16 protein-coding genes are annotated in these 20,560 nt (G+C 44.5%); all 16 read left to right on the plus strand.

Annotated elements, in window-relative coordinates; genetic code table 11:
• Positions 1-12 precede the first annotated feature (12 nt).
• The 16 genes from PSU78_RS10695 (at position 13) to PSU78_RS10770 (ending at position 20,530) form a co-directional block, all read left to right on the plus strand.
• A complete protein-coding gene (locus PSU78_RS10695) occupies positions 13-1,020 on the plus strand; it encodes a GlxA family transcriptional regulator (RefSeq protein ID WP_300387931.1) in 1,008 nt (335 codons plus the stop codon).
• 200 nt (positions 1,021-1,220) lie between these two features.
• Positions 1,221-2,210 carry a choline ABC transporter substrate-binding protein gene (locus PSU78_RS10700; RefSeq protein WP_300387812.1) on the plus strand — a complete coding sequence of 330 codons (990 nt, stop codon included), beginning with the start codon at positions 1,221-1,223 and terminating at the stop codon, positions 2,208-2,210.
• Positions 2,211-2,479: 269 nt separating this feature from the next.
• Positions 2,480-3,733 carry a sarcosine oxidase subunit beta family protein gene (locus PSU78_RS10705; protein WP_300387814.1) on the plus strand — a complete coding sequence of 418 codons (1,254 nt, stop codon included), beginning with the start codon at positions 2,480-2,482 and terminating at the stop codon, positions 3,731-3,733.
• 24 nt (positions 3,734-3,757) lie between these two features.
• Positions 3,758-4,057, plus strand: coding sequence for a sarcosine oxidase subunit delta (locus PSU78_RS10710; RefSeq protein WP_300387816.1), 300 nt, complete (start codon positions 3,758-3,760; stop codon positions 4,055-4,057).
• Positions 4,054-7,086, plus strand: a complete 3,033-nt coding sequence (locus tag PSU78_RS10715) for a sarcosine oxidase subunit alpha family protein (protein WP_300387818.1) — start codon at positions 4,054-4,056, stop codon at positions 7,084-7,086. The genes PSU78_RS10710 and PSU78_RS10715 overlap by 4 nt, the downstream gene beginning before the upstream one ends.
• The gene (locus PSU78_RS10720; protein ID WP_300387820.1) at positions 7,079-7,717 is read left to right on the plus strand and encodes a sarcosine oxidase subunit gamma; all 639 of its coding nucleotides are present in this window, start codon (positions 7,079-7,081) and stop codon (positions 7,715-7,717) included. Before PSU78_RS10715 ends, PSU78_RS10720 begins: the two co-directional genes overlap by 8 nt.
• Before the next feature lie 4 nt (positions 7,718-7,721).
• Positions 7,722-9,128, plus strand: coding sequence for an L-serine ammonia-lyase (locus tag PSU78_RS10725; RefSeq protein WP_300387822.1), 1,407 nt, complete (start codon positions 7,722-7,724; stop codon positions 9,126-9,128).
• 59 nt (positions 9,129-9,187) lie between these two features.
• Entirely contained in the window at positions 9,188-10,465 is a 1,278-nt protein-coding gene (locus PSU78_RS10730) for a serine hydroxymethyltransferase (RefSeq protein ID WP_300387824.1), read from the plus strand.
• Positions 10,466-10,568: 103 nt separating this feature from the next.
• Positions 10,569-11,552 (plus strand): dipeptidase, encoded by a 984-nt coding sequence (locus tag PSU78_RS10735; RefSeq protein WP_300387827.1) that lies wholly within the window; start codon positions 10,569-10,571, stop codon positions 11,550-11,552.
• A gap of 43 nt (positions 11,553-11,595) precedes the next feature.
• A complete protein-coding gene (locus PSU78_RS10740) occupies positions 11,596-12,156 on the plus strand; it encodes a 4-vinyl reductase (protein ID WP_300387829.1) in 561 nt (186 codons plus the stop codon).
• A gap of 20 nt (positions 12,157-12,176) precedes the next feature.
• Positions 12,177-14,240, plus strand: coding sequence for an NADH:flavin oxidoreductase (locus tag PSU78_RS10745; protein WP_300387831.1), 2,064 nt, complete (start codon positions 12,177-12,179; stop codon positions 14,238-14,240).
• A gap of 8 nt (positions 14,241-14,248) precedes the next feature.
• Positions 14,249-16,138, plus strand: coding sequence for a (Fe-S)-binding protein (locus PSU78_RS10750; protein ID WP_300387833.1), 1,890 nt, complete (start codon positions 14,249-14,251; stop codon positions 16,136-16,138).
• Positions 16,135-17,268 carry an electron transfer flavoprotein subunit alpha/FixB family protein gene (locus tag PSU78_RS10755; protein ID WP_300387835.1) on the plus strand — a complete coding sequence of 378 codons (1,134 nt, stop codon included), beginning with the start codon at positions 16,135-16,137 and terminating at the stop codon, positions 17,266-17,268. The genes PSU78_RS10750 and PSU78_RS10755 overlap by 4 nt, the downstream gene beginning before the upstream one ends.
• Complete coding sequence (locus PSU78_RS10760) at positions 17,265-18,068, plus strand: hypothetical protein (RefSeq protein ID WP_300387837.1); 804 nt, start codon at positions 17,265-17,267, stop codon at positions 18,066-18,068. Before PSU78_RS10755 ends, PSU78_RS10760 begins: the two co-directional genes overlap by 4 nt.
• Positions 18,069-18,101: 33 nt before the next feature.
• Entirely contained in the window at positions 18,102-19,409 is a 1,308-nt protein-coding gene (locus PSU78_RS10765; RefSeq protein ID WP_300387839.1) for an aromatic ring-hydroxylating dioxygenase subunit alpha, read from the plus strand.
• Positions 19,409-20,530 (plus strand): hybrid-cluster NAD(P)-dependent oxidoreductase, encoded by a 1,122-nt coding sequence (locus PSU78_RS10770; protein WP_300387841.1) that lies wholly within the window; start codon positions 19,409-19,411, stop codon positions 20,528-20,530. Before PSU78_RS10765 ends, PSU78_RS10770 begins: the two co-directional genes overlap by 1 nt.
• Positions 20,531-20,560 lie beyond the last annotated feature (30 nt).

Here is a 20,560-nt window from a genome sequence, read left to right on the forward strand (position 1 = left end):
TCTTGTAAGGAAATGTCACAGGTCAGGCATGTTGGGTTCTTGACCCTGAATAATTTTTCTATGATTGCATTTTCGAATGCGATTGAAATCCTTCGAATGGCAAACTACTTGCTAGGCCAAGAAGTCTACCAGTGGTCAGTCATCACCCCAGATGGCCTACCCGTTGAGGCAAGTAATGGTTTAGCTTTTGCCAAAACAACCATGCTAGACAATATCGCCATGCCAGACATGCTGCTTGTTTGTGGTGGCGTGGATGTGCAAACTTCCGTCAATTCAAGCGTTATCAAGTTAATCACCCAAGCTAGCAAGCAAAATGTATGGTTAGGCAGCTTATGTACTGGTAGTTACGCATTGGCAAAAGCTGGCGTGCTAGATGGCTACAAATGCACTATTCATTGGGAGAACATGGCAAGTCTGCGTGAGAAGTTTCCATATATCACCTTTATGGAAGAGCTTTTTGTGATTGACCGTGACCGCTGCACATGCGCAGGTGGAACAGCGCCGATAGACTTAATGTTGGCATTTGTTTTTGCGAGATTTGGCAAAAATTTAGTGGCTGAAATTTCAGACCAATTTATGGTGGTGCGTGCAAGAGATAGTAAGGATCAACAGCACATTCCAGTTGCAGCGCGTGTTGGTTATAGCCATAAAGCCTTAGTTGAAGTGTCGGCTTTAATGGAGGCAAATATTGAAGAACCTCTGCCGTTGGATGAGCTGGCGCGGCTTGCTGGACTCTCTCAGCGCCATTTACAACGTATGTTTAACCACACGCTTAACATGAGCCCTATGCATTACTATTTGAACCTTAGGTTAAGGCGTGCTAGATCTTTGCTTTTACAAACGGAGATGTCGATTATGAGCATTACGGTCGCCTGCGGATTTCAGTCTTCCTGTCACTTCAGCAAATCATACCGCACGCTGTTTGGCTACTCGCCAAGCAAGGAAAGACGTAAGAACCAGCATACGCCAGCTATTCATTCACTTACCAGCAACACCAATATGCACATAAGTCATACCTAAAATGACTTTTCATGCGCCGTGATTCACATGTCGTGATTTAACAAGATTCTGTCGTAATTCTTTATTTAAATGTTGACTACTCGCTATATTTTACTACCTGTAACAAAACTTTCTTATTAGTGAGAGTTTCAGTGCGATAACGGGCGTGGTTTAACCATGCTATCTTCTTTGGGTACGATCAATTTTACGTAGGAGCTAAAATGAATCACTTTGCAAAATCTGTTTTAATCGCCGCACTATTCCCTCTAGCCTTTACTGCCTGCGGCAAAAAGGAAAGTGAAGTTTCCACTCCTGCGGCCACTGCAGCAGCATCAAGTACTGGCGAAGCTGCTAGTTGTAGTGCTGTAAAATTTGCTGATATTGGCTGGACTGACATTACCGCAACCACCGCACTCTCCTCTGTCGTTTTAGAAGGTTTAGGTTACAAACCTGTTTCTACTATTGCATCTGTACCCATTGCATTTGCTGGCATTAAAAAGAGTCAGATTGATGTTTTCCTTGGTTACTGGTCACCATCAATGACACCAATCGTTGAGCCGTTTCTTAAAGACATTAAAGTACTCGAAAAACCTAACTTGGTTGGCGCCAAATATACTTTAGCCGTACCTACTTACGCCTATGAAGCTGGTTTAAAAAGCTTTGCTGATATTGCTAAATTTAAAGATAACCTTGAAGGCAAAATGTACGGCATCGAGCCAGGTAATGACGGCAATAAAATCATTGCAGATATGATTACTAAAAATGCATTTGGCCTTAAAGATTTCAAAATGGTTGAATCTAGCGAGGCGGGCATGTTGACTGAGGTTAGTCGCTCAGTTAAAAATAAGAAATGGATTGTATTCTTAGGTTGGGCACCTCATCCAATGAATGTACAACAAGACATTACTTACCTAAGCGGTGGTGACGACTTCTTTGGTGCAAATTATGGCGAAGCAAAAGTGTACACCGTGACAGCCACTGATTTAGGAACACGTTGCCCGAATGTGAATAAACTCGTTACCAATTTAGAGTTTAATTTGGACATGGAAAACCAAGTGATGCTGCCAATTATGGATAAAACAGCACCTAATGAAGCGGCAAAAGCTTGGTTAACTAAAAATCCTGCCGTGTTAGACAAATGGTTAGATGGTGTAAATACTTTAGACGGTAAACCTGGTTTAGAAGCGGTGAAAAAATACTTAGGCGTTTAAATCCAAGTAATATAAATTAAGTCATATTAAAAAGGCCATAACAGTATTTAGCTGTCATGGCCTTTTTTTCGTGCTGCTATCCTATTACTTTTCAACTAATCACCAAGGTCGTAGACGCAACGCGTTAACGCTTGATTATTTTATGTTGGCTTAAAACGTCACATGTCGTAAAAAGCCAAGAAACAGTCTGATGTAGCACATTAAACAAAGCGCTGAAACAGCAGAATGTAAATTAACAACTAGTGTTTTAGATTATCGCCGGAGGCCGCTTGAAAAAAGATTATTCCATTTGGAAACTACTCTCACAAGGGTTAAAACATCACGAAGGATGGACGCCAGCTTGGCGCAGCCCTGAAATTAAATCTTCCTATGACGTAGTGATTATTGGCGCTGGTGGTCATGGTTTAGCCACAGCTTACTATCTCGCTAAAGAGCATGGTATTAAAAATATTGCGGTATTAGAAAAAGGCTATTTAGGGGGCGGTAATACTGCGCGCAACACCACGATTGTCCGCTCTAATTACCTTTGGGATGAAGCCGCCATGCTTTATGAGCACTCACTCAAGCTGTGGGAAGGATTGACCGAAGATATTAACTATAACGTGATGTTTAGTCAGCGCGGTGTGTTCAATTTAGGCCATACACTGCAAGATATGCGCGATATTGAGCGTCGTGTGAACGCCAATAATCTAAACGGTATTGATGCCTTGGCGTTGAATGCGCAAGAAGTGAAAGACCGTATTCCAATGATTAACATCTCTAAGGACACGCGCTTTCCAATTATGGGCGCAAGTTTTCAACCTCGCGCAGGGGTGGCTAGGCACGATGCTGTTGCTTGGGGCTTTGCTCGTGCGGCGAGCAATTACGGAGTTGATATTATCGAAAACTGTGAAGTGACCGCGATGGATATTGTTAATTCAGCCATTAAAGGTTTACAAACAAGTAAAGGTTATATTTCAACATCAAAAGTTGGCTGTGTGACAGCAGGCCATTCATCAGTGATGGCAAAAGCTGCTGGTATCCGCATGCCGCTTGAAAGTCATCCGCTACAAGCGTTTGTTTCCGAGTCACTCAAACCTATATTAGATACGGTGGTGATGTCTAATGCAGTGCATGGTTATGTGAGTCAATCAGATAAAGGTGAGCTTGTGATTGGCGCAGGCATTGACCATTACACTAGCTATGCCCAGCGTGGCAGCCCACATGTAATTGAGCACACCGCAGCCGCGATTATCGAACTATTTCCGATGTTTTCACGCGTACGCATGAATCGCCAGTGGGGTGGCATTGTTGACACAACGCCTGATGCCTGCCCGATTATCAGTAAGACTAAAGTCAAAGGCTTGTACTTTAACTGTGGCTGGGGGACAGGTGGCTTTAAAGCAACGCCTGGGTCTGGCAATGTATTCGCCCACACCATTGCTCATGATGAACCACACCCATTAAACGCTGCATTCACGCTTGACCGTTTCCATACAGGTCATTTGATTGACGAGCATGGTGCGGCTGGTGTTGCGCATTAAAGCTTAAGCTAAAAAGGAAAAATCATGTTTGTTATTAAATGCCCGCATTGTTTTGAAGCGCGAGAAGAAGAAGAGTTTAGCTATGGTGGCGAGGCCTTTGTCGCACGCCCAACATCACCCGAAACTGAAAGCGAAGAAAGTTGGGGCGATTACTTGTTTATGAAACGAAATCCGAAAGGTTGGCACTGGGAAATGTGGGGACATAGCACAGGTTGTCGTAAGTTTTTTGTATTAAAGCGCAACACTGCAAATCACACCACAGTAGGCGCTTGGACATTGGCTGAAGCTCGTAAAATTTATGATGCAGAAGAGGCAACAGCATGAGCAACAGAATCAGTCATAAGAATAGTCGCGTTGATTTAAACCGCCCACTTACATTTACTTTTGATGGTCAAAGCTATCAAGGCTTTGCAGGTGATACCCTTGCTTCTGCGCTGCTTGCTAATGGTGTTAAAGTGGTTGCACGCAGTTTTAAATATGGGCGCCCTCGCGGTATTATTGGTTCGGGCGCAGAAGAGCCTAACGCTCTCGTGCAAATCGACGTTGGCGCACGTACAACCCCAGATTTAAAAGCTACTCAAGTTGAATTGTATGATGGTTTAGTGGCGGGCCGTACCAGCGGCTGGCCATCGTTAGCGTTCGATCTTAAAAGTGTAGGCGGTAAATTCTCACGCTTTATGCCTGCAGGCTTTTACTATAAAACTTTTAAATGGCCAACTAAGCTTTGGCCGTTCTATGAAGACATTATTCGCCGCGCAGCGGGTTATGGTAAATCACCTATTGAAGCAGATACGGAAACTTACGACCATCAGCATCATCACGTAGATTTGCTTGTGGTTGGCGGCGGCGCGACTGGTTTGCTAGCCGCGCTGTTAGCTGGACGTAGCGGCTTAAAAGTTTTATTGGTTGATGACCAATCTGAACTTGGTGGCTATTTGCTCTCTATGCCTAATATATTGATTGGTGGTGTAAGCGCAAGTACATGGTCAGCTAACATCATTAATGAGTTGCAGAGCTTGCCTAACGTATCCACTCTTTCTCGTACCACGGCCTTTGCCCTGCATGACATGAACATGATTCAAGCGGTAGAGTTACTGCAAGACCATCTGCCTCATGCAGCAAGAAACAATGCACAACGCCGCGAACGCTTGCATCGCATTCGTGCGTCTAAAGTAGTGTTGGCGACGGGGGCATTTGAGCGCCCTTTAGTATTCGGCAATAACGACCTGCCAGGCATTATGACGGCTTCTGCGTTAACCACTTATCTAAACCGCTATGGCGTTGCTTGTGGCAAAAATGCAGTGATTATGACGAGCAATGACTTAGTCTATCAAGGTGCGGTTGACTTGGCTGAGGCTGGTATTACGGTAACCATAGTTGACACTAGAGAACAGATTAACCCTGAATGGGCTGCTAAAACGAATCAATTAGGTATTAAAGTGTATGTTGGTTATGGCATTAGCGAGGCGGTTGGTTCTGGCGCGGTGCAAGGCGTACAATTAGTTAAATTAGGTAGCTTAAAAAATGTCGTCACAGCTAAAGGCCCTTATGTGCCATGCGATGTTTTAGCTAGCTCTGGCGGATTGTCTCCTACTGTGCACTTGTTCTGCCACGATGGTGGTCGCCCACAATGGGATGATGCTCGTCTAGCATTTGTGGTTTCTGCTAACGGCCGTGCCAAAGATGGCATTTTCTGTGTAGGCGCAATTACAGGTGTGTTTGCCTTACAAGAAGGCTTAGCCAAAACGCATGACACCATTGCAGAGCTTTTAACTGGCCTTGGTAAAACAATCAATGCCTCAGGATTAGTATTAGAAACCGATGAAATTGCTGTCACGCCAGCGCGTCGTATATTTAATGTGCCTGATGGTAAAGATGGATATGGTGCTAAAGCTTTTGTAGACTTTCAGAATGATGTTGCTGTCACAGATATTCACCTAGCTGTACGTGAAAATTATCGTTCAATTGAGCATATCAAACGCTACACCGCACTGGGTTTTGGTACGGACCAAGGTAAGTTATCCAACGTTAATGGCTTTGCTATTGCCGCTGAGGCTTTGGGTAAAACAATTCCAGAAGTTGGCACAACCACTTATCGCCCTGCTTACACGCCAGTTTCATTTGGAGCATTAGCTGGTGCGCATGTCGGTGATAGTTTTGAACCTCGCCGTTATACCGCAGTGCAAACCACGCATGAACGCTATGGCGCGGAGTTTGAGCCAGTCGGTCAATGGATGCGCCCTTGGTACTTTCCTAAACCGGGTGAAGATATTCACGCAGCAGTCAATCGCGAATGCTTAGCCACACGAAATAGTGTGGGTATGTTAGATGCTTCTACTTTAGGAAAAATCGACATTCGCGGTAAAGATGTACGTGAGTTTTTAAACCGCATCTATGCCAACGCATGGTCACAACTTGCGGTAGGGAAATGCCGTTACGGCTTAATGTTAGATGAAGCTGGCATGGTGATGGATGACGGTGTGACAGCTTGCATTTCTGACACACACTTTTTAATGACCACAACATCTGGCGGCGCAGCCCGTGTGATGACTTGGCTAGAAAAATGGCACCAAACTGAATGGCCTGAGCTAGAAGTGTATATGACCTCTGTGACTGACCATTGGACAACCGCCGCTTTAGTTGGCCCCAAAAGCCGAGAAGTATTAGCTAAACTTTGCACTGATATTGACTTATCAAAAGAAGCATTCAAGTTTATGGATTGGCGCGATGGCAAAGTTGCAGGCGTGCCTGCACGCGTGTTTCGTATCAGCTTCTCTGGTGAGTTAGCTTATGAAGTCAACGTTGACGCAAGTTATGGTGATTACATTTGGAACGAGCTTATGAAGGCAGGTAAGGAGTTTGACATTACGCCTTATGGTACTGAAACCATGCATGTGTTACGTGCAGAAAAAGGCTTCATTATCGTTGGGCAAGATACTGATGGTTCAGTCACGCCGTTTGACTTGGACATGGCGTGGGCAGTCGGTATGAAAAAACCTTACAGCTTCTTAGGAAAACGTTCACTTGCACGGTCTGATACTAGCCGCACTGACCGTAAACAATTGGTTGGTTTGCTACCAGAAGACCCTAATGTAGTACTGAAAGAAGGCGCACAACTAATTAATTCGTCAGATATTACGCCACCAGTCGCCATGTTAGGTCATGTAACGTCTAGCTACCACAGCGCATTTCTTGGTCGCTCTATCGCCATGGGGTTTGTGATTGATGGCATTAAGCGTCGCGATGAAGAAGGCAACAATATCGTTTACGCATGGGCAGAAGGTAAAGCCGTTAAAGTGAAAATCGTTTCATACGTGTTTGTTGATGCAGAAGGAGCGCGACATAATGCTTAACTCAACTACTACCAACATCTCCGAATTCAGCCCTGTTATGCAATCACCATTGCATCCATTTGGCTTAACTTCAAAACAAGAAAAAGTAAATGATGGCAAAGGCGTATGGGCGAATGAAATTCCACTATTAGGTTATATTAGCCTGCGTGGAAATTCGCAAAATGCGGCATTTGTTAATGCAGTCAACTCAGCACTCAATGTCGCACTGCCAACGCAAGCTTGCAGTATGAGTTATACAGCGTGGGGTTCTATTCTTTGGCTTTCCCCAGATGAATGGTTAATCACTTGCAAACGCGATCAACGCGCCTCGTTGCAAGGTGCACTTGAAACAGCATTGGCAGACATTCACAGCCAAGTCGTTGATAACTCTGGTGGGTATACCACGGTTTTACTTAAAGGTAAAAATGCCAGTGAAGTATTGCACCACTGCACGGTGTATGACCTCAACATGCTACAAGCAGGCAAGGTAGTAGGCACAACTTTCGGTAAATTGAACTTTTACCTGCATCAACATGAAGATGGGTACTACTTAGTGTTTCGTCGTAGTTTTGCAGACTATATCTGGCGTTATCTCGAGCGCAGCGCCCTGCCCTATGGCTTTGGCATTGCTCAACTAAACGACGGGTTGTAACAGCATGAACTATAGCGTATTTGAAGTTTTCCGCATTGGTATTGGCCCCTCAAGCTCACATACAGTTGGGCCGATGATTGCGGTAAACCGTTTTCTTTTAGAGATTGAAAAGCGCGGCTTAATTCAACAAGTCGCTGAAGTTAAAATCCACCTATTTGGATCGTTAGCGCTCACAGGTAAAGGTCATGGAACAGATTATGCCGTGATTGCTGGCTTGGTTGGCGCACTGCCTGACCAAGTTGACCCTGCAAGCATCATTCCGCTAGTTGAATCCATTAAAGAAACTGGCCGTTTAATGTTAATGAATACCGTTGAAATTCCATTTGATTTCAATACGCATTTGGTTTTTCATCATCATCAATCATTACCTCAGCATCCTAACGGCATGGTATTGCAGGCATTTTATGATGATGGAGATTCACTGCACCGTAATTCATACTTTTCAATTGGTGGCGGCGCAGTTTTGGATGAGCAAGAAATTCTCCGCACCACAAAAACTAGTGCTATCGTTAAAGAAACCCCTACTTCTACTCCATTCTGGTTTGATAATGCAGCAGATCTATTGAAAATGGGCAACGCAAAAAATCTTTCAATTGCTGAGATCGTTTGGGGCAACGAATTAAGATACCAAAATGCAGAAGAAACACGCAGCAAGTTACTGCGCGTTTGGGATGTCATGAATGCCAGCATTGAACGTGGACTTGTGACAGAAGGCATGTTGCCAGGTGGGCTAAAAGTAAAACGTAGAGCCCATTTACTCTACAAACAAGCCAGCACAGTCGGCGGTAAATTATCATCAGATTTTCAATCAATGGACATGGTGAGTGCCTTTGCCATTGCGGTGAATGAAGAAAACGCTTGTGGTGGGCGCGTAGTCACCGCACCAACTAACGGCTCTGCTGGCGTAATACCAGCCGTGTTAAGTTATTTCACGCGTTTTTGCCAACAGCAAAGAACAAAAACTGAAATCGAAGACAACATCATTAAGTTTTTACTCACCGCTGCGGGCATAGGCATGCTTTACAAAAAGAATGCCTCTATATCAGCCGCTGAAATGGGCTGCCAAGGTGAGATTGGCGTTTCATGCTCGATGGCGGCAGCGGGTTTAGCAGCTGTGCTCGGTGCAAATAACGAACAAATTGAAAATGCAGCTGAAATCGCTATGGAACACAATTTAGGCATGAGTTGCGACCCAATTGGTGGCTTAGTTCAAATTCCATGCATTGAACGCAATAGCATGGGTGCAGTTAAAGCCATTAATGCGGCACGCTTAGCGATGATGCATGAAGGTGGCCACATTGTATCGTTGGATGCCGTGATTGAAACCATGCGCCAAACGGGTGTGGATATGCAATCAAAATATAAAGAAACCGCGCTTGGCGGATTAGCGATAAATGTCGTCGCTTGCTAGTCATTAATTAAGTCAATGTCCTGCCAAAATCATATCTTAATGAATTGGAAAGAGTCCAAATGAACCAGACTAAAGCACCCTTCTTCTCAGCATCTCTTGCCGACGCTGACCCAGCAATTCAATCTGCGGTCAATGAAGAGCTAGTTAGACAACAATCACAAATTGAACTGATTGCTTCTGAAAATATTGTCTCGCGTGCGGTGCTAGAAGCACAAGGCACAGTGTTAACCAATAAATATGCTGAAGGCTATCCTGGTAAACGTTATTACGGCGGTTGTGAATTTGTCGATAAAGTTGAAACGCTGGCTATCGACCGATTAAAACAACTATTCGGTGCAAAATTCGCCAATGTGCAGCCCCATTCTGGCGCGCAGGCCAATGGTGCCGTGATGTTAGCCATTGCAAAACCTGGGGATACTATTTTAGGTATGTCACTGGATGCTGGCGGACACTTAACTCATGGTGCCAGACCCGCGCTTTCAGGAAAATGGTTTAACGCAGTGCAATACGGCGTGCGACGTGAAGACTATCGCTTAGATTATGAGCAAGTTGAGGCGCTGGCCAACGAGCATAAACCTAAAGTGATTATCGCTGGCTATTCAGCCTATCCACGTGCTGTAGATTTTGCTCGCTTCCGCGAAATTGCGGATAGCGTAGGCGCTACTTTGATGGTGGATATGGCGCATTTTGCTGGAATCGTAGCGGCTGGCCGTCATCAAAACCCAGTTGAACATGCACATATCGTGACATCGACCACACATAAAACGCTACGGGGCCCTCGCGGTGGTGTGATACTGACTAATGATGAAGATTTGATTAAAAAAATAAATTCTGCCGTTTTCCCTGGCTTGCAAGGAGGTCCACTCATGCACGTGATTGCAGGTAAAGCTGTTGCCTTTGGTGAGGCACTTCAACCTGAATTCAAAACCTATATTGACCGAGTATTAGCCAATGCAAAAGCATTGGGTGAAGTGCTAGTTGCTGGTGGAGTTGACTTGGTAACAGGTGGCACAGACAATCATTTAGTCTTGGTTGATTTGCGCCCAAAAGGTTTAAAAGGAAATCAAGTTGAACATGCATTAGAGCGCGCGGGTATTACTTGTAACAAAAATGGTATTCCATTCGATGACGAAAAACCAACCGTCACTTCTGGCGTACGTTTAGGCACACCAGCAGGTACAACACGTGGCTTTGGTGAGTCTGAATTCCGTCAAGTAGGTGAGTTGATCTTACAGGTATTTGAAGGTCTTAAAAACAACCCGGATGGCGATGAAGTCGTTGAAAAACGTGTTCGTGGTGAAATTTTGGTCTTATGTAATCGTTTTCCAATTTACTAATCATTACCCCTGCAAACATTAGTGACTTGAAATGAAGTTTTAATCACATAGCCTATGTAATATTACTTAATCAGTTTCTTAATTTTTTATTTAAGGAAGCAAGATGTCAGAATCGTCAACAAAAATACATCAAGAAAGCATCGTCATTGATGGTTTAAATATTTCAAAATGGGAACGCCCTGTTTTTGAAGATATGAAAAAAGGTGGTCTCAGCGCTGTCAATTGCACAATTTCCGTGTGGGAAGGCTTTCAAGGTACGGTTGGCAATGTCATCGACATGAAAAATCTCATTCGTGAAAGCAGCGATTTATTAACCTTAGTCAATAACGTTGCTGATATTCGTCGTGCAAAAGCTGAGGGTAAAACTGGGATTATTTTAGGCTTTCAAAATGCCCATGCTTTCGAAGATAATTTAGGTTATATCGAAATATTTGCTGATTTAGGTGTGCGTGTTGTTCAGCTCTGCTATAACACACAAAACCTTATTGGCACCGGTTGTTATGAGCGCGATGGCGGTTTATCTGGCTTCGGTCGCGAGGTGATTGCAGAAATGAATCGTGTTGGCATTATGGTAGATTTGTCACATGTAGGCGGCAATACTTCTACCGAAGCGATTCTAGCTTCAAGCAAACCAGTCTGCTATTCACATTGCCTTCCAACTGGCTTAAAACAGCACCCTCGCAACAAAGACGATGAACAACTCAAATTCATCGTAGATCATGGCGGTTTTATTGGCGTTACAATGTTCCCGCCATTTCTTAAACGTGGCAGCGAAGCCACCGTAGATGACTACGTTGAAGCTTTTGATTACATCATCAATTTGGTAGGTGATGACTGTGTCGGGATAGGTACTGACTTTACTCAAGGTTACGGAAAACCATTTTTTGAATGGTTAACACACGACAAAGGTCGCCATCGTCGGTTAACCGATTTTGGTACTGTGATAAACCCAGAAGGCTTCCGCACCATAGGTGACTTTCCAAATTTAACAGAAGCAATGGAACGCGCTGGTTGGAGTGAAAACCGTATTCGCAAAGTACTAGGTGAAAACTGGTTACGTGTTTTTGGCGAAGTTTGGACTGCATAATTTAAGCAGAGCAACACTATTATTAAGAATTTAGGAGATAGAAATGCAGCCATTAGTACCGATTGAAGTTGACGAAAAAACAGGCGTTTGGACCACTGATAGTCTTCCTATGTTGTATGTTCCACGTCATTTTTTTACAAACAATCATTTGGCGGTTGAAGACGCGCTTGGCGTTCAGAAGTATTCTGAAATTCTTTACGAAGCTGGTTATAAATCCGCCTATTTCTGGTGTGAAAAAGAAGCTGAAAAACACCAGTTAACTGGCATGGACGTATTTGATCATTATCTGAAACGTTTATCACAACGTGGCTGGGGTCTATTTAGCTTTGAGTCCGTAGACCCAAAATCAGGCCGTGCAGAAATCAAATTAGAATATTCATCATTCGTGCTTGCACAACCTGATAAACCTGGAAAGTTATGCTATATGTTCTCAGGTTGGTTTGCTGGTGCGATGGATTGGGTAACGCAAGAGAAAGGCCATACAGCACATACAAATTGTGGTGAGGTTAGCTGCGCTGAAACATATTGCACAGAATCACAGTGCGGTGGAAGTGGGCACGGTCACTGCATATTCACTGTGACGCCATTACCTCACAAAGCCTAACCTGACATATTGGAAAACCCATGCGCTACCCTAACCTTTTCTCACCCTTTACGCTGAATAAGCTAACACTTAGAAACCGTATTGTCAGCACAGCACATGCTGAAGTGTATGCAGAACAAGGCGGCTTGCCTGGTGAGCGTTACATTCGCTACTATGAAGAAAAAGCCAAAGGTGGTTTAGGATTGGCAATTTGCGGCGGTTCAAGCCCCGTGTCGATTGATAGCCCACAAGGCTGGTGGAAGTCTGTGAACTTATCTACAGACAAGATAATAGAGCCACTTTCAAACTTAGCAGAAGCCATGCACAGGCATGGCGCTAAGATTATGATTCAAGCTACACATATGGGCCGTCGTTCTGCATATTATGGTGAACATTGGCCGCATTTAGTCACCCCAAGTGGCGTGCGCGAGCCAGTACACCGCGGTAACGCAAAAACCATTGAAGCTGAAGAGATTCGTCGCATTATTAAAGACTTTGCATTAGCCGCCAAGCGCGTACAAGCCGCAGGCATGGATGGCATTGAGATATCGGCCGCGCATCAACATTTAATTGATCAATTCTGGAGTCCTCGCAGCAACTTTCGTACTGATGAATTTGGCGGTAGTTTAGCCAATCGCATGCGCTTTGGTGTTGAAGTGCTAACAGCAGTCCGTGAAGCCGTAGGTGCAGACTTTTGTGTCGGTATGCGCATGTGTGGCGATGAATTCCATGAAGATGGTTTAGATCATGAAACGCTAAAAGAAATTGCCCAGTACATGTCAGAAACTGGTTTGATTGATTTCATCAGCGTTGTTGGCTCAGGCGCCGACACACATAACACCATTGCCAATTGCATGCCACCGATGGCATTGCCACCTGAGCCATTTGTACATTTGGCAGCTGGTATTAAATCTGTGATTAAAATCCCATTAATGCATGCGCAAAGCATTCGCGATGCAACTCAGGCTGAACGAATATTAGAAAATTGCTGGGTAGATTTAGTAGGAATGACCCGAGCCCACTTAGCTGATCCGCATTTAGTGACCAAAATCCGTGACGGTCGCGAAGATGAAATTAAGCAATGTGTAGGTGCGAATTACTGTATTGACCGGCAATACCTTGGTCAAGATGTATTGTGCATTCAAAATGCGGCCACTTCACGTGAAGCCACCATGCCGCATATCATTGTTAAAACCACTGGTAAAAAACGTAAAGTAGTTGTAATTGGCGCAGGCCCAGCAGGTTTGGAAGCTGCGCGAGTTTCTGCAGAGCGCGGTCACGATGTGGTTTTATTTGAACGCAATATGAGTGTTGGTGGCCAAGTAAACTTAGCGTCAAAAGTGCCTCAGCGTGAACAAATGGCGGGCATTATCCGCTGGTTTGACATGGAAACAAAACGTTTAGGCATAGACAGACGATTTGGTGTAGCTGCCGACAGTGCGATGATACTTGCTGAGAAACCAGATATTGTTGTGTTAGCCACCGGTGGCAGCAGCCATATGCATCAAGTCCCCGCTTGGGGCGTTGCTGAAGGGCTAGCTGTTAGCTCATGGGATATTTTATCCGAGCGCGTAGCCCCTGGCAAAAACGTGCTTATTTATGACTCCATGAGCACCCATGCGGGCTTTGGTACAGCAGACTTCATTGCAAGTCGCGGCAATAATGTTGAACTAGTGACGCCTGACGTGAAAGTGGCAGATGATGTAGGTGGAACTACCTTCCCTATTTTCTATCGCCGCCTATACGCGCTTGGCATCATTCCAACACCTAACTACTGGCTAGACCGTGTGTATGCAGAAGGCGATAAAAAAATTGCCGTGATTCGTAATGAGTATACCGAAGAGCTAGAAGAGCGAGCAGTAGATCAGGTGGTGATTGAAAATGGCACCACCCCAAATGATGAGCTGTATTGGGCGCTTAAAGAACAATCAGCCAATCATGGTCAAACCGACATCAACACCTTATTCGCTTCAGAGGCACAGCCTGCTTTATCCATGCCGTTAAAAGAAGGTGAGTTTTTGCTCTACCGTGTAGGTGATTGTATTTCTATGCATAATATTCATGGTGCAATTTATGATGCGCTACGTCTATGTAAAGACTTCTAATCATGCTCATGATGAACTACAGCATTACCGCACTATTTTGGCTAGCAACAGCAACATTGTTGCTAGGTCTGTGGAAACGTACAAAATTATGGCGTGCAGGCCAGCCTGCGGAATTTGCATGGTTAAATCTATTAGCCATTCCTAAACGTTATTTTGTAGATTTGCACCATGTGGTTGCGCGTGAACCTTTTATTGCCCGCACTCACGTTGCCACCGCTGGTGGCGCTGTAGCAGCATTAGGCTTAGTCGCGATTAATTACGGTTTAATGCTGTATTGCGCGGCGCTAAATTGGGCTATATTAGCCGCCACGGCAATCATGTTGATTGGTGTGTTTTTTGTATGGTTAAGACGCCGCAACGCCCCCGCTCGCCTATCTCGTGGCGCATGGAGCCGACTACCCTACTCACTTGCTGCATTCGCACTAGGTTTGCTGATTGTTAATCTGCCAGTCACTGTACTTTCTGCTGGCGTTGCAGTGTTTGCTTTATTACTACTCTTAGTAGGCTCAGCCGAACTAGCTTTAGGCATTGGTCTCGGCGGCCCAATGAAGCACGCCATTGCTGGTTTGTTACACCTTGCTTTTCATCCACGCCAAGAGCGCTTTAGCGGTAAATTATCTACTGCACTCATGACCTTAGACCTGACCAATCAAGAGTACGGCATTAATAAACCTTCAGACTTTAAATGGAATCAATTATTGGGTTTTGACGCCTGCGTGCAATGCGGAAAATGTGAAGCGGCTTGTCCGGCCTTTGCTGCAGGCCAACCACTTAACCCTAAAAAACTCATCCAGGATTTAGTGCTAGGCTTATCCAATGATGAAAAATCTGGCAAAACGGATGCCAATTTTGCAGGTAGCCCGTATCCGGGACTGCCAATTGGTGAGCATTCTGGCAGCATGCATGCGCCTATTGTACCCTCGCTCATAGAAGCCGAAACACTATGGTCTTGCACTACTTGTAGAGCTTGTGTGCAAGAGTGTCCAATGTTAATTGAGCATGTAGATGCCATCGTAGGTTTGCGCCGCAACCTCACCTTAACGCAAGGGGCTGCGCCAGGCAAAGCACCTCAGACCTTAGAAAACCTACGTCAAACCGCTACGGTTGGTGGTTACGATAGAAATGCACGCTACCATTGGGCCGTTGATTTAGACGTTAAAACCATCCAGCCAAATATGCCTGTTGATCTATTATTGGTGGCTGGAGAAGGCGCATTTGACATGCGTTACCAACGCACCTTACGCGCACTAGTTAAGCTTCTCAAGGCAGCAAAAATGGATTTTGCGGTGATGGGTGCCTTAGAACGCGATACTGGCGATACTGCAAGACGACTTGGTGATGAAGCTACATTTCAGTCATTGGCAAAGCAAAATATTGATACGTTTAATAGCCTTACATTTAAGCGTATTGTCACGGCAGATCCACATGTGATGCACAGTCTAAAGAATGAATACCCTGCCCTTGGTGGCAACTATGAAGTATTGCATCACACCACATTACTTGCGCAGCTAGCTAGCAGCGGTCAATTAAAATTAGGTAAGTCCGCTGAAACTCGGAAATTAACTTACCACGACCCCTGTTATTTGGGGCGTTACAACGGTGAAACTGATGCGCCACGCGATTTGCTTAAAGCCATTGGTTTACAAGTGAATGAGATGGAACGTTCAGGCTTACGTGGTCGCTGCTGTGGAGGTGGTGGCGGTGCGCCGCTGACAGATATTCCAGGCAAACAACGTATTCCAGACATTCGTATTCAGGATGCTCGCAATATAGGCGCAGAGTTGGTTGCAGTCGGCTGCCCACAATGCACCTCAATGTTAGAAGGTGTCGTTAGAAATCGTCCTGACGTATTAGATATTGCTGAACTAGTGGCATCGGTTATGGAGCATGCATCATGAGTGATGAAAATAACATTAAGCGTATCAACCCGCGCCGGGCTTATAAAATCATGGCGGATGGCGTCAAGCGTATTGTATTAGGCAGTATCTCTGATTTCGTGGCGCATGAAGCGACATCTCACCATGGCACAAACAAACCTGTTCGTACACCAAGCGCACCGAAAGCGCGTGTATTGGTAATTGCTCATAGCGATAGAGGTATGCTGGATGACCATGCAAGGCAGGCGCTAGCCGCCGCGGCCATTCTAGCGGATGCCAATACGGCAGTTGTAGTTTTGGTGTTAGGTGAATTGCGTGAAGATTTATCCAATGCTGGTGCAGATGAAGTGCTAGTGATTGCTGAGTTAGATTATCAAACATTTCAACCTGATGTTGAAGTGAGTTGTGCAAAAACAATCATAGCGTCAATTGTGCCGAAGCATATTTTTATGCCAGATAATTTGATTGGTGACGGCGATCTAGGACGCAGGCTAATCGCTTGCTATCCAGAAAAATCAGCTGCAACGCATGTCATAGAGCTAAACAATGTACAAGTGGCGAACTATCAATTAGGCGGTACGTCTTTAGCATTAACCAGCTTACCTTATATCGTTTTACTTGCCGCCGATACAACTGACTCGCGCCTAGCCTTTAGCGCTGCAGCACAAAAACTGGATAGTACATTCGCTAACCAAAATACAGCTAAAAGCCAAAAAAGCAACTATACAAATTTAGGTATGCAAACTATCTCTGCAGCCAACATCGCTTTAGAAGAAGCTGACTTTATCGTTTCTGCGGGCAATGGGGTGGATAACGTAACAACCTTACAAGCATTGGCTGCGTCTTTAGATGCAGCGATTGGTGCCAGTCGCGTGGCGGTAGATGATGGAAAATTTACGCGCGACAAGCAGATTGGTGCAACGGGTAAAACAGTCACCGCCAGCACTTACTTAGCCATTGGTATATCTGGTGCGGTACAACATTTACAAGGTATTAAAGATTGCCGCCATGTGATTGCGATTAACCGCGACAATAGCGCGCCCATTATAAAGCGGGCAGATTTGTCTGTGATTGGCGATGCCGAAAGCATTATGCAAGAACTGATTACCGCTATTGCACAAGTTAAATCATCTGCGCAGGAGGCCGCATGAGCATTAAAAACATTGTTGCACTAGTTTCTGCTGGACGTCACCCCATTAGTGGTCAAGCTAGACATTGCCGAAATGACAGTTTGGCTATGACGATAGGCTTAGCATTGACCAGCGATCTCAATGCAGAAAATGCCAATAGCGTTAATTTAAAAGTGATACATGCGGGCCATGCGAAGAATGCCGCATTAACGGATTACTTAGCATTAGGAGCTAGTCAAATTGATGTAATTCCAGCTTTGGAAAATGCAGATATTGTCGATAGTCTTGCAGAGAATCTTAAAAATGTAGATGTTATTTTAATGGGCAGCCGTGCAGAAAGTGGACAAGATAGCGGCCTACTGCCCTACTTGCTTGCCGAAAAGCTGAATTATTCATTAGTCGCAAATGTACTCACCATCAAGCAAACAACTGAGGGTATCGAAGCCTTGCAGTTTTTACCAAAAGGCAAGCGTCGGAGTGTCAAAGTGACAATGCCGACGGTTATCGTCATTCACCCACTAGCACCCGTACAATTACGCCACGCTTACGCTCGCCAAGCAAATGGTCATATCAGCCAGTTTGCAACACAAACGCCAACACAAGAATCTAAATACTCATGTACGGTTGAATGGCAAACACAATCTACGATACGCAAACCAAACAAGCTAAAAGCCAAAGAAAACAAATCTGGACATGCGCGTATGTTATCGGCGACAGTCAGTGAAAACAAAGGTGGCGCTGTCGTAAACGATGGAAATTCTGTCGAAAAAGCACAAGTTATTCTGAGCTATTTGCGTGAACATCGTCTTATCAACTTTTAATGTAATTGAACGAAAATTAAGCTAGGAGATTTCATGAGTATTTCATCAGACATACAAAATATGATTAAAAATCGTCGCAAAGGCTACACGCTTGAAGCTCCCTTTTACTTGAGCCCTGAAATCAATGCGCTAGATATTGAAGCTATTTTTGGTCAGCACTGGATTTTTGTTGCTGTAGAACCTGAAATTTCTGAGCCTGGTGACTATATAAAAGTAGATATTGGTCATAATTCAGTGATTATTTTGCGTGACGACGATATGGATATTAAAGCATTTCATAATGTTTGCCGCCATCGTGGTTCACAACTTTGCGACGACGCTAAGGGTAGTGTTGGTAACTTAGTATGCCCATACCACCAATGGACTTACGATCTATCTGGCAAGCTTATTCACAATGCACATATGGGAGATGATTTTGATAAGAATATCCACAATCTAAAGCCAGTGCATGTAGGAAATATTGCAGGACTTATTTTTATTTGCTTGAGTGATGAACCGCCTGCTGATTTTGAAGTGATGAAACGCTCAATGGAGCCTTATATAGCGCCACATCAACTTGCGAATTGCAAAGTAGCCCTTCAAGAAGATATTATCGAGAATGGCAATTGGAAGCTGACGATGGAGAATAATCGCGAGTGCTATCACTGCGTGGCTAACCATCCTGAGTTATTAAACTCGATGTATGAATTTGGTTTTGGCTATCAGCCATCTCCAGAAAATGCTGAGAAAGTCCAAGAGTTTCGTGATCTGATTGAAACAGAAGCAAACCGCTGGGCTACGTGTGGTTTGCCGTCGGAAGAGATTGATTTACTAGATGGCTGCGCAACAGCTTATCGCACACAAAGACTTCCACTAGAGAAAGCTGGCGAATCTCAGACTATGGATGGCAAAGTAGCAAGCCAAAAACTATTAGGCAGTTTTACTCAACGCAACTTGGGTGGCTTATCATTTTGGACTCAACCCAACTCATGGCACCATTTCATGAGTGATCATATTATTACATTTTGCGCTTTACCAATTGATGCTGAACATACATTGGTTCGCACAACATGGTTGGTGCACAAAGATGCAATCGAAGGTGTGGATTACAACATTGAAAGATTATGCGAGGTGTGGCGCGCTACTAATAAGCAAGACTCTACGTTGGTCGAGCGAACACAACGTGGCGTGAATAGTGAGTGGTACGAGCCAGGTCCTTACTCTCCTTATACCGAAGAGTTAGTAGAAAAATTTACTAATTGGTATATACAGCGCTTAGAAGCAACACTAGAGAACCCTGAGTTTATTAAAAAGCAAGCTGCGGCTAACGCTAAAACTGTGCCGATTATGGTGTGTCGCTAATGATCTCAAGGAATACGCCTGAGCTTTGGAACGCTAACTTGCCACAATGGGATAGCGACAAGAACAATGTACTTGTTTGCTGTCAGATAAGGCAAGAAACGCATGACGTGAAAAGCTTTTTCTTTGCACCACAAGAAGCAAGCGTATTCAAATTTTTGCCAGGACAGTTTATTACTCTAGAACTCAGCATTGATGGCGAAATTATCAATCGTAGTTATACCATCTCATCTTCACCAAATCGCCCACATGTGATTTCGATTACCGTTAAACGTAAGCCTGATGGCGTCGTATCAAATTGGTTACATGACAACATGAAAGTGGGTATGCCAATATCGGCATTAGGGCCAACAGGCGATTTCACTTGTGTGCTTTACCCTGCGCAGAAATATCTATTTTTATCAGGCGGCTCTGGCATTACGCCACTTATGTCGATGGCGCGCTCTTTTCATGAGCTAGCCGAAGACGCTGATGTTATATTTTTGCATAGTGCAAGATCGCCAGCAGACCTCATTTTTAAACATGAACTTGATTTAATGGCGTTCAATCAAACGAATTTTCAGCCAGTCTATATTTGTGCAAAAGTGGATAAATCGCCTAATTGGCGCTTACAGCCAGAGTTTATCACCGAGGGTATGCTGACCGCAGAAAGCCTAAAACTAAGTGCGCCAGACTTTTTAGAGCGCGAAGTGTTTACCTGTGGCCCTGCGCCGTATATGGCATCGGTACGTCATTTACTGGCAACTGCTGGCTTCAATATGGCACATTACCATGAAGAAAGCTTCACTTTTGACGAGCTACCCGCAGAAACCCAAGCTAGCGTTCAAGCTGAAGAAGAACTCTCAAATCACAATAATATACAAACGTTTTCAGTGGAGTTAAGCAAAAGCGGAACGACTATTCAGTGCGCACCAGACCAGTTTGTTCTAGATTCGGCGCGTGCAGCAGGCTTAAGACTGCCATCGTCATGCAGCAAGGGTTTGTGCGGCACTTGTAAAAGTAAATTAATTTCAGGTCAGGTGGAGATGAAGCATGGCGGCGGCATTCGTCAACGTGAGATAGATCAAGGCATGTTTCTACCCTGCTGCTCTAAGCCATTAAGTAATCTGGTCATTGAAAAATAGGCTAATCGAAAGAAAAAATACAATTTATAT

The organism is Methylotenera sp., from assembly GCF_029945705.1.
Lineage (GTDB): Bacteria > Pseudomonadota > Gammaproteobacteria > Burkholderiales > Methylophilaceae > Methylotenera.